The 13,314-nt window shown below is 66.3% G+C and carries 8 protein-coding genes; 5 read left to right on the top strand and 3 right to left on the bottom strand.

Annotated elements, in window-relative coordinates; all coding sequences use genetic code 11:
* The first annotated feature begins 197 nt into the window (after positions 1-197).
* From BW990_RS03835 to BW990_RS03820, 4 genes are all read left to right on the top strand, one after another.
* Positions 198-1,790 (top strand): hypothetical protein, encoded by a 1,593-nt coding sequence (locus BW990_RS03835; protein ID WP_143526071.1) that lies wholly within the window; start codon positions 198-200, stop codon positions 1,788-1,790.
* Positions 1,791-1,979: 189 nt separating this feature from the next.
* On the top strand, positions 1,980-2,555 hold the full coding sequence (locus tag BW990_RS03830; RefSeq protein ID WP_076445249.1) for a GbsR/MarR family transcriptional regulator: 576 nt from the start codon (positions 1,980-1,982) through the stop codon (positions 2,553-2,555).
* 1 nt (position 2,556) lies between these two features.
* Positions 2,557-3,966: a cytochrome ubiquinol oxidase subunit I gene (locus BW990_RS03825; protein WP_234990157.1), complete on the top strand. Its 1,410-nt coding sequence runs from the start codon at positions 2,557-2,559 to the stop codon at positions 3,964-3,966.
* Between the two features lie 11 nt (positions 3,967-3,977).
* Positions 3,978-4,991 (top strand): cytochrome d ubiquinol oxidase subunit II, encoded by a 1,014-nt coding sequence (locus BW990_RS03820; RefSeq protein ID WP_327213840.1) that lies wholly within the window; start codon positions 3,978-3,980, stop codon positions 4,989-4,991.
* 89 nt (positions 4,992-5,080) lie between these two features.
* Here the strand turns inward: BW990_RS03820 and BW990_RS22505 are convergent, their stop codons facing one another.
* The 3 genes from BW990_RS22505 to BW990_RS03805 form a co-directional block, all read right to left on the bottom strand.
* Positions 5,081-7,939, bottom strand: coding sequence for a Hint domain-containing protein (locus BW990_RS22505; RefSeq protein ID WP_076445246.1), 2,859 nt, complete (start codon positions 7,937-7,939; stop codon positions 5,081-5,083).
* A gap of 303 nt (positions 7,940-8,242) precedes the next feature.
* A complete protein-coding gene (locus tag BW990_RS03810) occupies positions 8,243-11,749 on the bottom strand; it encodes a Hint domain-containing protein (RefSeq protein ID WP_076445244.1) in 3,507 nt (1,168 codons plus the stop codon).
* On the bottom strand, positions 11,746-12,192 hold the full coding sequence (locus tag BW990_RS03805) for a LamG-like jellyroll fold domain-containing protein (protein ID WP_076445241.1): 447 nt from the start codon (positions 12,190-12,192) through the stop codon (positions 11,746-11,748). The genes BW990_RS03810 and BW990_RS03805 overlap by 4 nt, the downstream gene beginning before the upstream one ends.
* 380 nt (positions 12,193-12,572) lie before the next feature.
* On the opposite strand from BW990_RS03805, the gene BW990_RS03800 reads away from it, so the two are divergent.
* The gene (locus tag BW990_RS03800; protein ID WP_076445239.1) at positions 12,573-13,304 is read left to right on the top strand and encodes a hydratase; all 732 of its coding nucleotides are present in this window, start codon (positions 12,573-12,575) and stop codon (positions 13,302-13,304) included.
* Positions 13,305-13,314 lie beyond the last annotated feature (10 nt).

The following is a 13,314-nucleotide window of genomic DNA, read 5'->3' as shown; positions in this document are numbered from 1 at the left end:
CCTTTGCTAGTGTCCCGCATTCAATCTGCCCCGATCGCGGCCCGCAACGAAGCCGCATCGCGCGCCGAACCCGGGTTTTGACGAAGATTTCACGCTCGCTCGGCTATGTTTGCGGAACGGGGCAAACCTGCTAGCGTGACATGTCTTTCGCAGGAGGGGGCCAGCGTTTGCACGTCCAGCTGATCGGCGGGTTTCGCATGACCGACGCGGAGGGGCGCGATTGCACGCCCTCCTCGGCGCGGGCGCGTGCGCTGCTGGCGATCCTCGCGCGCACCGACGGGCATACCCGCGCGCGGCGCTGGATCGAACGGACGCTCTGGTCCGATCGCAGCCCGCAGCAGGCCTCGGCGAGCCTGCGCACCGTGCTGACCGAGATCCGCAAGGCGCTGGGACCCGCGGCGGCGCAGTTCCACACCGACCGCGACGCGGTGCGCCTCGACGGCGTCACCTGCGACGTGGAGACCGGGCCGGAGACGGCGCTGGAGGCGCTGCGGACCGGGCGCGACCTTCTGGAAAACGTCCAGATCGGCGACCCGGCCTTCACCCAATGGCGCGAGGAGGCGCTGTCGCGGATCCTCGAGGAGCTGGGCACGCTCGACCGGTCGATCCTGCCCGGCGCCGTCGATCCCGAGCAGCAGCCGAAACGGGGCCTGGAACTGCGGATCAAGTCCTATGGCGAGGAAAACGAGGGCCAGGGCGCCTTCGTCGGCGCGCTTCTGGGCGACACGATGGCCAATCTCATCGCCGATTTCGGCTGTTTCAGCATCTATACCGAGCCCGGAGGTGCCACCGAGCCGTCGGACCTGGTGCTGGGGGTCAGCACGCTCGCGGTCGGGCACAACGTGCAGGTCCTCGCGGGGCTGACCCGGCGCGACAGCGGCGAGGTGATCTGGTCCGACAAGGCGCGGATCGACACGCAGCAGCCGGACCTGCTGCAGCAGGGCGACATCCCGCGCATGGTCTTTCATTCCGCCGAACGGGTCCTGACGCAGGATCTCTCGCGCGAGGCGGATGCCGGCGTGGCGCTGCAGGTCGATGCGCGCGTCAACGCCGCCATCGCCGCGATGTTCACCTATGACAGCGCCAAGCTGCGCCATGCCGAAACCCTGCTGGCCGAGGCGGCCGCATTGCTGCCCCTGCCGCGCATCGCCGCCTGGCGCAGCCTTCTGCGGCAGATCATGATCGTGGAGCGGATCGACCCAGAGAATGCCACGCTGTACGAGGAGGCGAACCTCTTCGCCCAGATGGCGCTTGTCGGCAATGACGGCAACGCGCTGGTCAGCTCGCTCGTGGCGCAATTGCTGGCGATGCTGGAGAACGATACCGGCGTCAGCGCGGCGCTGGCCGAGGATGCGGTGCGGGCCAGCCCCTACAACGCGTTCAGCCATTCCGCGAAGGCCACCGTGGCGCTGCGGGCAGGCGAAGCCGACACCGCCCTCAACGCCAGCCGCTTTGCCGCGAACCTCGCGAGCCGGTCGTCCTCGGCGCATTGGTTCGACACGCTGGCGGGGATCTCGGCCATCACCGTGGGCGACATCGCGCAGGCCATCGGCCATCTCGAGCGCGCCCATGCCCGTGCGCCGGTCTTCCGGGCGCCGATGCGGCACCTGATGTGCCTTTACGCCGCCGGAGGCCAGCGCGACCGCGCCATCGCCATGGCCGGGAAGCTGCGCAAGGTCGAGCCGGATTTCGACATCCTGCGCGTGCTCGAGGACGAAAGCTACCCGGTTCTGACGCTGCGGCGGACGAACCTCCTGCCGCCGAAGCAGATGGCGCGCGACCTCGCCTGAGCGGGTCCCGGGCGCCAAGCGGCGGTGAAAATTTATAACGCACTCTCAGTATTTTAATCCGGCCTGCCGCCATTTTGGGCAGGCGCCGGACAGTGGCTGCGACATGCCGTCCCGATGCGCCGATTGGCGTTGCGGCACACCCTTTCAGCCCTTATTTGAATTTCAGGAATTTCTGAAACCGAAGAAGACATGACCCGGATCGAACGCGAATTCATACTCCATTTCGGCGAGATGGGATCCCGCTGGGGGATCAACCGGACCGTCGGGCAGATCTACGCGCTGCTGTTCATCAGCGATGCGCCGCTCTGTGCCGACGGCATCTGCGAACGCCTGGGCTTTTCGCGCTCGAACGTATCCATGGGTCTCAAGGAATTGCAGAACTGGCGGCTCGTGATCCGCAAGCATATCGATGGCGACCGCCGCGAGTTCTTCACCACGCCGACCGATCTGATGGCGATAGTCCGCACGCTGGTCGAGGAGCGCAAGAAGCGCGAGATCGACCCGACGCTGACTAAGCTGCGGGAGCTCGAGCTTGAAAGCGCCGATGCGGGGCAGACCGACACCTATGCCACCGCCCGCATCACCGAGCTGCGCGAGCTGATCGAGAGCATGACCGCGCTCTATGACGACCTCGCCCGGATCGAAACCGAACGCCTGGCCACCCTTCTCAAGGCCGGGTCCACGCTTTCCAAACTGGTCACGGCCACGGGACGCGTCATTCCCATGCGCTCCACCCCGAAAGCGGCTGCCAACGAGGACAAATGACATGATGGACACCCTTCTGCTGTCGCGGATCCAATTCGCGGCGAACATTTCGTTCCATATCCTGTTCCCGACGATCACCATCGCTTTGGGCTGGATGCTGCTGTTCTTCAAACTGCGCTTCAACCGCACCGGCGAAGAGCGCTGGATGGACGCCTACCGCTTCTGGGTAAAGGTGTTCGCGCTGTCCTTCGCCATGGGCGTCGTGTCGGGCATCACCATGTCGTTCCAGTTCGGCACCAACTGGCCGGGTTTCATGGAAAGCGTCGGCAACATCGCCGGGCCGCTTCTGGCCTACGAGGTGCTGACCGCCTTCTTCCTCGAGGCCGTGTTCCTCGGCATCATGCTGTTCGGCTTCCGGCGCGTGCCGGGCTGGGCGCATACCGGAGCGACCTTCCTCGTGGCCTTCGGCACGACCATGTCGGCCTTCTGGATCATCGTGCTGAACAGCTGGATGCACACGCCGCAGGGCTTCGAGATGCGCGACGGCGTGGCTTATGCCACCGACTGGGCGGCGATCATCTTCAACCCGTCGATGCCTTACCGCCTCGTGCACATGCTCTTGGCCTCGGGCCTGACGGTGGCCTTCCTGATCGCCGGTATCTCGGCCTTCCGCTGGATCATCGGCGACCGGGGTGCGGAGGTGCGCACGACGCTGCGCACCGGCCTGATGACGGCGGCCGCGCTCATCCCGCTGCAGATCCTCGCCGGGGACATGCACGGTCTGAACACGCTGGAGCATCAGCCCGCCAAGGTCGCGGCGATGGAGGGCAACTGGGAAACCGGCCCAAACGTGCCGCTGGTGCTGTTCGCCGTGCCGAACGAGGAGACCCGCTCGAACGATTTCGAGATCGGCATCCCGAACGGCGCGAGCCTGATCCTTAAGCACAGCCCCGATGGCGTGGTGCCGGGCCTCAACGACTTCGTCACCGAAGACGGCGAAGTGCTGCACCCGCGCGTGGCGCCCGTGTTCTACGGCTTTCGGGTGATGGTCGGCACCGGTTTCGCGATGCTGGCGCTGAGCTGGGGCGCGCTGGCCCTGATGGCGATGCGCAAGCCCGGTGCCACCGGCACCTGGCGCGAGACGCGCCGCGGCCTCGACGCGCTGCCGCGCCCGGTCTTCTGGGTCGCGATGGTCATGACCTTCTCGGGCTGGGTGGCGACGCTCGCGGGCTGGTACGTGACCGAGATCGGCCGTCAGCCCTGGCTCGTCTCGGGCGTGCTGCCGACCGAAGCCGCCGTCGCGGACGTGCCCTCGGGCATGGTGCTGAGCACGCTCATCGCCTACCTCGCGGTCTATGCGGCGCTGACCCTGGCCTATATCGGCGCGCTCGTGCACCTCGCACGGAAAGCTGCGGGCAAGGGCGGCCTGCCCGCGGACCGCGCCGCGCCCAACCTGCAACCGGCTGAATAAGGAGCCCCGCCATGATGACGCTGTTCGGAGACCCGACCGTCTGGCTGCCCGCGACCTTCGCGGCGCTGATGGGCCTGTCGATCCTGATCTACGTGGTGCTTGACGGGTTCGATCTGGGCGTGGGGCTGTTGTCGCCGCTCGCCACCGAAGAGGAGCGCGACCGCATGGTCGCCTCCATCGGCCCGTTCTGGGATGCCAACGAGACCTGGCTCGTCCTTGCCATCGGCCTGCTACTCGTGGCCTTTCCGACCGCGCACGGGCAGATCCTGTCGACGCTGTACCTGCCCGTCGCGGTGATGCTGATCGGTCTCATCCTGCGCGGCGTCGCCTTCGAGTTCCGCGTGAAAGCGCCGATCACGCAGAAGCGCAACTGGGACTGGGCGTTCGTCGCGGGATCGGCGATGGCGTCGCTGTCGCAGGGCTACATGCTGGGCGCCTATATCCTCGGCCTCGCACCCGGCCCGCTGACCTGGGCCTTTGCCACGCTGACCGCGATCTTCCTGACCGTCGCCTATTCCTTCATCGGGGCGACGTGGCTGATCTACAAGACCGAGGACGCGCTGCAGAAAAAGGCGGTGAAGTGGGCCAAGGGCGGCATCTGGGGTCTGCTGGGCGGGCTTGCCGCGGTGTCCATCGCGTCGCCGCTCGCCTCGCCCCGGGTCTTCGAAAAGTGGTTCAGCTTTCCCGAAGTGGTGCTGCTGGCGCCGATGCCCCTGGGGTTCGCGCTGATCGCCACGCTTCTGGTTCTGGCGCTGCGCCATCTGCCGACCAAGGATGACAGCTGGGCGTGGTTCCCCTTCACCGCAACGATCGCGCTCTTCTGCCTGGCGTTCGTGGGGCTCGCGTATTCGTTCTACCCCTACGTGGTGCCGGACCAGCTGACCATCTACGAGGCCGCCGCAGCGCCCGAGAGCCTCGCCATCATCCTCGTGGGCACGGTCTTCGTGCTGCCGGTGATCGCGATCTATTCGGCGATTTCCTACACGGTGTTCCGCGGCAAGGCGACGGCGCTGAGCTACGACTGACAGGATGCACGCGGAGGGCGGCGGCTGGAAAAGTTGCCGCCATTTCTCGTGCGCCAAAGGGACACGCGCGCGAACGTGGCGGGATGCGATCAGCGGGCGGCGACGGCCTGCACCTGCCCGTTCTTCCATGCCTGCGCGACGAGAAGGCCCACTTGGCCCGGCACAGCCTTCGGTCGCCTGCCGGGCGCGGGACGGGATGCGGTCAAGAGCGCCCGGACCTGCTTTTTCCTGGCGGAGGGGCGCGCCGGGGCGCCATAGCGCGCTTCGGCGTCTTCGACCGACGCGATGCCGCTCAGAGCCGGGAACCGCGCCTCGAGACCCTGCCGGTCCGCTGCCGACATCATCTTCAGCGCCATCGGCCCGGGAAAGAAGCTCTCGCTCGGCACGCCTTCGGCGAAGATGATCTGATGGGCGTCGAACATCAGGTGGATATAGGTCACCTCGCGCTTGCCATGGGCGATGCGGGGCCCCTGCGCACACTCGGCCAGATGGCCCGCGCGCACGAAATGATCGTCGCCGACCAGGATCCCGTGCTGGCGCGAGACCAAGAGATCGCGGTCGCTGCCGAACATGCCTTGCGGGATCAGGATCGGACGCAGCCCGATATCGGCCTTGAGCGCCTCGGGCCCGACATCGCGGCGGCCGATCCAGGCGACGGGCTGGGCGCCGTTATCCCCGGTGCAGACCAGATCGCCCACGCGCAGCGTCTCGATCGCGACCTCGCCCCGCGGCGTCAGGATGCGGGTGCCCGCGACGAAGCAGACGATGCCGGTATTGTCGGAGGAAAAGGTGCTGCCGCTCGCGCCCTGAACGATGATGCTGTTGGCGCCGAACTGGGTGTTGTCGGAGTAATCGACCGCGTTGCCTTCATCGTCGAGCGTGTTCGACTGGTTCAGGATGCCGTCATCCAGAAGGTCGGCGCGCAGCTCGTCGAGGCTGTCGTAATAGCTGCCGAGGTCGATGAAATCGTTGTTGGTGGCGTCGCCGTCCCCGGCCCCGGCGGTGTTGAAATCGGTGATGACATCGCTGCCGCCCGACACGATGAAGCGGTCATTGCCCAGACCGCCGGTCAGGCTGTCATCGCCCGCGCCGCCATCGAGGGTGTCGTTGCCGGAGCCGCCGATGAGCGTGTCGTTCCCGGCGCCCGCACTCACCAGGACCGGCGTGGCGGCGGCGCTGCCATCGAAGCTGTCGGCGCCCGAGGACAGCTCGAACGCCTCGATATTGGTGAAGACGCCGCTGTCGCCGTCATCGTCGACGAAGCCGCCGGCTTCGTCGACGGTCAGCAGGATGGCGACCGTGTCGTCGGCCACCGCGAAGGACAGCGTGTCGAGATCGGTGCCGCCCTCGCCGCCGTCGATGGTGACCGTGCCGTAGCCCGCGTTGAACAGATCGGCGCCGTCGCCGCCTTCCAGCGTGGCGTTGAAGAAGCTGTCGGTCAGCACGTCGTCGCCCGCCCCGCCGACGAGACTGTCGCCCAGCCCGGAATTGCCGCCCGCGATCAGCGTGTCGTTGCCGTCGCCGCCGAGAAGCGTGTCGTCGCCCGACCCGCCCGACAGCACGTCGGCGCCGATGCCGCCTTCGAGGCTGTCATTGCCGTCGCCGCCCACAAGCGAGTCGTTGCCGTCATCGCCCAGGATCGTGTCGTCGCCCGTCTCGCCGAAGATCGTGTCGGCACCGGTGCCGCCGGTGATGAGGTCGTCCGTGCTGGCGGTCGGGATCACGTCGTAGGACATATCCGTGATCCAGATGCCCTGGGTCCCGCCCTGCAGGTTGGAATAGCTGATCTCGACCGACGAGACCGGGCCCGCGATCTCGACCAGCACCGCGCCGTCGGCCTGCGCGGGGGTATTGGCCACCGTGTTGGCGGTGATCGTGTTGCCGCTGACCGTGTCGCCGCCATAGGGCGTCAGGGTGACGCTGACCGGGTCGCCATTGGCATTGATCGCGGTGACGGTGATGACGTCGGTGTGGTTGCCGCTGCCCCAGTCCACGTCGTTGATGATGAAGGTGAGGTTCTCGACCTCGTCGGCGTATTCCGCAGTGGCGCCGCTGAACCCGATGGTCGTGGCCGATGTGGCGCCATCGCCGTTGCCGAACAGAAACAGCGAGGAGTTCGGAGAGAAGCCTTCGGCGCCGACATATTGGGCCTGGGCGGTATCGATCTCGAAGGTCGGATTGTTGTTGCCGATATCCGCGAAGGACACGGTGACATCCATCGCGCCCGCATTCTCGGTGAAGCCCGCCGAGACATCGGTGCCGTCCGGGGCGACATTGCTCCACTGGAAGGTCTCGTTCAGCGCGGGATTGCTCAGCGCGCCGTTGTCGCCATAGATCAGATCGTCGCCCGAGCCGCCGTCGATCGTGTCCGCCCCGGCGCCGCCATAGACGGTGTCGTTGCCCGCACCGGCGGCGATCTGGTCGCCCAGCGTTGTGAGGCCCTGGTCGATGCCGTCGAGTTGCGGATCGGCATAGCTGAAATCGATGGAATCGTCGCCCGCGGTGCCGACCGTGTAATCGGCATAGGTAAACAGCGGATCGCCCGCGCCCGCATTGGGCGTCGTGTCGACCTGGTCGATCGTGTAGGCGCGGCCCTGGACGAGGGTCTGTTCCGACAGCGTGTAATAGCCGGTCACATCGCCGGACGTGACGCGCAGCGTGGCGACCTGGAACGTCTCGCCGGTCACGGTGTCGGTGACGGTCCAGACCTCTTCGGCATAGACGGAAACGTTGGTCGATGTGCCCGACGGGGTGGTGACCGTGGCCGTCGCGGTTTCGCCCGCGCCGATATCTTCGAGCGTCAGCGATCCGCTTCCGGCCTGGTTGTCGGTGATCGTCGCCGTGCCGCCGGTATCCGCGGCCCCGGTCCAGGTGCGCGTGGCGCCGACCGTCGTCCCCCAGACATTGAGAGGGTCCGTGAGATAGATCTCGACCGAATATGTCGGCATCTGCCCGATCCTTGCCCGTCGCACGGCCCCTTTCTTCCGAGGGGTCCTGCAGGAGACCGAAATCTCCGGTCTGCTTTCATTGTTTCCAGCGGGGATACAGTGCGCCTTTGTCTCAAATTTGCAGGAAATCGGGCGAAAATTTGTCGCGATTTTTTGGTGGTTGGCCGCGCGGCCGCGCTCCCGCGGCCTCGAACGCCGCAAGTGATCCGGTGCCCCGGGGGGCCGGTTTCGGGGGCAAAGCGCGGGCCTGCCCACTCCGGCGTATTTCGTCAGGGGGGCCGCGATGCCGCGCGGCGATCGGGGTTACGCGCCGAGCACTGGCAGCGCGGCTGCCGCCGCAAGCGCCCTGCGCCTCGCGATCTCGCGCACGGTCTCGCCGTAGATCGGCGCGATGGCCTTGGGGTGCTTTGCGCCCGTGAATTCCGGAAAGCAGCGCATCATGTCTCTTCGGGCACCGGGCTCCAGCATCGAGACGGCCATCGGGCCGGGATAGAAGCTTTCGGCGGGCACGTTCTCGGCGAAGATGATCTGATGGGCATCGAACATCAGGTGGATATAGGTCACGCGCCGCTTGCCATTGGCCACGCGCACCGGGAGGCCCGGCAGATCGACGAGATGTGCGGCGCGCGCCAGCGTTTCGCGGTTCACGAGCAGCGCATGCTGACGGGACACCAGCAGATCGCGCTCGGCCCCGAGCACACCGCGGCGGATCAGGATCGGGCGCAAGGATGGCGTCGATGCGAGCGCTTCGGGCCCCACCTCGCGGCGTCCGATCCAGCGGATGGGCTGCGGCCCGTTATCCATGGTGTTGACCAGATCGCCGATCCGCAGATCGTCGATCAGGACATCACCGCGGGGCGTGCGGATGGCGGTGCCGGAGGTGAAGCAGACGATGCCCGTATTGTCGTAGCTGAAGCTCGAGGCAGTGGCGCCCTGCATCGTCAGCGAATTGGCGCCGAACTGGGTGTTGTCGGAATAATCGACCGCGTTGCCTTCGTCGTCGAGCGTGTTCGACTGGTTCAGGATCCCGTCATCGGCCTGGTCGGCGCGCAGCTCGTCGAGGCTGTCGTAATAGCCGCCGAGATCGATGAAATCGTTGTTGGTGGCGTCGCCGTCGCCCAGCGCGCCGGTGTTCCCGGCGTTGAAATCGGTGATCGTGTCGTTGCCGTCCGAGACGGTGAACACGTCGTCTCCGCCGCCGCCGGTGAGGCTGTCATCGCCCGTGCCGCCGTCGATCGTGTCGCTGCCCGAGCCGCCGGAAAGCTGATCGTCGCCGCCGAGACCGAGGATCGAGTCGTCTCCGGCCGATCCCACGATCGTATCCGCGTTCGACGTGCCGTCGATTTCATCCACGCCGATCAGCGTCACATTGGTGAAATCGAAATTCGCGACGGCATCTTGAGTCCCGAGCGTGTCACCGCTCGTGCCGCTCCCGTCAATGATTTCGAAACCCTGCGCGTCCGAGAAATCACCCTGGATCCGGTAGGTGCCGGCACCGGTCGAAAGGACGATCTGATCTGTGCCCGCGGTCCCGCTGTCGGTCAGGACATTGCTGGCACCGCCGTCGCTGTCGTCGAGAAAGATCGTGTCCGAACCTTCGCCGGTCTCGATGGTGTCGTTGCCACCGCCGGTATGGACGGCGTCGTCGCCATCGCCACTATCGATCAGGTCTGCCTGGTTGGTGCCGAAGATCGTGTCGTTGCCGGCGCCCGCCACGATGTCGACGCCGGCATTGTCGAGCGTGGCATCGACGAAATCGGCGTGGTCGGTCAGGATCAGCCGCTCGATCTGGCTGAAATTGATCGTATCGGTGCCATCGGTGATGGTGCCGATTTCGTCGCCGCTATAGCTGACCGTGACGGGGCCGGTCAGGGCGCTCAGATCGATGGTGTCGCTGTCGGCGCCGCCTTCGCCGCCGACGATGGTGTCGTTGCCGAAGCCGTCCTCGATCAGGAAGGTATCGGCGTCGTCGCCGCCATCGAGAAGGTCTTCCCGGGTGCCGCCGGAAATGGTGTCGTTCCCGGCCTCGCCGTAGATGGTGTCGTCGCTGAAGTCCCCGCCGCTATCGGTGATCAGGTCGTTGCCCGCGCCGCCGTAGACCGTATCGCTGCGGTTGCCCGCGTCGATCGTGTCGTTGCCGTCGCCACCGTAGACCGTGTCCTTACTGCCTGAGCCGGTTCCGGTATCGACGATCAGATCATCGCCCGCCCCGCCATCGAGCAGGTCGGCACCACCGCCGCCATCCAGCGTGTCGTTTCCGGCCTCCCCCATGAGCGAGTCGTTTCCACCACCGCCCGACAGGCTGTCGTTGTCCGCGCCGCCGAAAAGCGTGTCGTTGCCCGCCCCGCCCTCCAGCGTGTCGTTGCCGTCGGTGGCCACGATACTGTCGTCGCCATCGCCCCCGACGAGGCTGTCGTCGCCCGCGGCGTTCATCAGCGTGTCGTTGCCCGCCCCGCCGATCAGCGTGTCCTGGCCGAGACCGGTGATCAGCAGGTCGTCGCCGTCACCGCCCTCGATATAATCGTCGCCGTCGCCGCCCGAGATCGTGTCGGCGCCCGCGCCGCCGTAAAGCCGGTCGCCGCCGCCGCCGCCATCGATACTGTCGTTGCCGTCTCCGCCTGAGAAGATCTCTACCCCGTCGCCACCCAGCATCGTATCGTTGCCCGCGCGGGTGTTCACATACATCTCACCGGCCGTGGTCGCCGTCGCGTCGATATAATCGTCGTTGTTGGTTGCGTAGACCTGTTCGAGATTTACGAAAGTGCCCGATCCGGTGCCGGCCCCGAGATATGAATAGGTTCCACTTCCATCAATGGCAGCGAACGTGACGGAGACGCCGTCCAGATTGTTCGACCACAGTTCGAGATAATCCCCGACCGCATCGTCGGAGGTGCCGCCGCCGTCGATCCTGTCGATACCGTCATCCTGATAGATGACGAAGGCGTCCTGCCCGGCCCCGCCGATCATCGAGTCGTTGCCGGCGTCTCCCTGGAGGAAGTCGCGGGTGCCGTCGCCGCCAACCAGGAAATCGTTGCCGGCGCCCCCACGCAGCGTGTCGCTGCCCGCGCCGCCCACAAGGGAATCGGCGCCGTCGCCGCCGCGGATGCTGTCGTTGCCTGTTCCGCCAAAGACGGTGTCGTCGCCCAGCCCCGACAGCACGGTATCGTTGCCGTCCCCTGCCTCGACATAATTGTTGTCGGTACCGAGACCGCCGGCCCAACCATCATCGATCATGTCGCCTTCGAGGTCGCCGGTATAGGAGGCATCAATCAGGTCGCTGCCCGAGGAGCCGGTGATCGTGCCATCGCGCGGGTCGATTTCGCTGTAGTCGACGGTGGAGCTCAGGCCGTCGCCGCTATCGGCGGCGTCGCCGTCGCGGCCGTTGGCGGCGGTAAAGGTCTGACCGCCGGTTGGCTCCTCGCCGACCTTGTAGACGAAGCCAACATTCGTGTTGTCGATGCGGAGGACCCAGACCTCGTTGCCCATTGCGTCGACCATCGCGAATTCGTTCTGGATGACCGAACCGGCGGTGTAGGTGACGCCGTTGATCGTGACGTCCTGGGCAAGAGTCTGGCTGCCGCCGGTTTCGACATAGGCATCCTCGAACACGGTGTCGTCGTCGTTGACAACGATCTCGGTCGAGGTGCCGCCGTTATATGTGAAGGTCTCACCGATCCAAGTCGGCGCACCACTGTCATAGAATGCGCTGGCCGGATCGTTGGCGCGGGAATCCGTCTCGATGTCGGTTTGGGAGAGCCCAGCCGGCAGGGTGTAGAGCGACCAGTCGAAGAGGGTCACCGTATAGCTCACGACGGGATACCTCCGCGACGGTCATCGATGGCGACTTCGTCGATCCGGCCGTCCAAGTGGGTCTCGTTCCAATTGCCGTCGTGACGGGCGCCGATCCAGAGCTCTGCGCTGTTGCCGGTCCGGCTGAGCGTGGAAGAGACCTGCGCCATCTGGAGGCCGTTTTGGAAGAGCGTCAGGTTGCCGTTGCCGAAGGTAACGGCCACCTGCTGCCTCTCGCAGGTGCGGACCACGGACACCCCGGTATTGCTGGTCTGGGCGCTGTATCTGTCGATGATCGAGGCGTAGAGCACGCCGTTCTGGACGTAGAGGCGCAACCCTTCCTGCGCGCCGTTGCCGTCGAGATCCTGCGTCTGATCGAGGATCAGGTCGACGCCGCCCGAGCCGTCGTCGTTGGCGCTGCCGACGGCGGCAACGCTCGTTCCCTGAAATACCAGTGTCGCCATTCACGTCCTCGGCCCAGAGCAGCGTTACTAGGGCGCATGTCTGAAGATCTTGTTTCGTCGGGCAGAGAATGGCTTCGAAAAGCGAATAAATGATGATCTGGTCATGACGTAACTTGGACATCTTTCCTGCGCTCTCCGACGGGGATGGCAGCGGCGCGCCCTTGGCCCTGTGGGCCATGGGAGCAAAGGCGGATGCGCGATTTCGGCGGGCCGTCGGGCTGCGGGTCTGCGTTTCGGCACGGAGGCGGAATGGCCTCGTATCTCTGCCGCGTCTCGGCGTATTTTCGGCACAAGGTTAACGGGGGCATGCGGATCGCGGGCGCCTTGACCTGCCGATGGCGGCAGGGTTCGCGGCGGATGATCGGCGGAAGGCGGTTCGGATGGGCATCGAGAAGATTGTGGCAGAGGCGCTCTTGGCGGCGCGGCTGAGCGGGACGCCCGCGGAGGCCGAGGCCCTGCCCCCGGTCGATTATGAACAGGCGCTCGGCATCCAGCGGATCGTGCAGGATCGCCTCGGGCCGGTGGGCGGCTTCAAGGTCGCGCGGCGGCCCGAGGGCAAGCCGGTCATCGCCCCCATTCCCGCGGATGCGATCCAGTCAGGCGATCCGCAGAGGCCTGTCGCCGTTCCGGTCCGCGACCGCCTCGGGATCGAGCTCGAGATCGGGTTCGAGGTGGTCGCGCCGCCGGGTGCGGACCCGATGTCGGAGCCTGCGCGTGTGTTCCGGCCCTGCATCGCGCTGGAACTGGTCGCATCGCGGCTGAGGGCCAGGCAGGAGGACGCGCTGCTGAAGCTCGCGGACATGCAGATGAACCACGGGCTGGTCCGCGGTGCCATGCTGGAGGGTTGGGACGGGCGCGATTTCGGAACGGTGGAGGCGACGCTGACGTGCGGCGGGCGCATGTGCCTTTCGGGTCGGGCGACCGTTCCGGGCGGCTCCGCGCTGCGCAACCTCGGCTTGCTCTGCGCGCATCTGGGGGATCATTGCGGCGGGCTGCAGCCGGGGCAGATCGTGATCACCGGGTCGATCTCGGGGCTGGCCTATTTCCCCGCCGGGACCGATGTGACCGCGGAGATCGCGGGGCTGGGCCGCGTCGGCTGCAAGCTGGTGTGACCCGCGCCGC

Origin of the sequence: Roseivivax lentus (assembly GCF_900156805.1) — a bacterium.
In the GTDB taxonomy this organism is placed as follows: Bacteria; Pseudomonadota; Alphaproteobacteria; order Rhodobacterales; family Rhodobacteraceae; genus Roseivivax; species Roseivivax lentus.
Note: the sequence above shows the minus strand (reverse complement) of the source record. Positions and strands in the feature narration are given on the sequence as shown.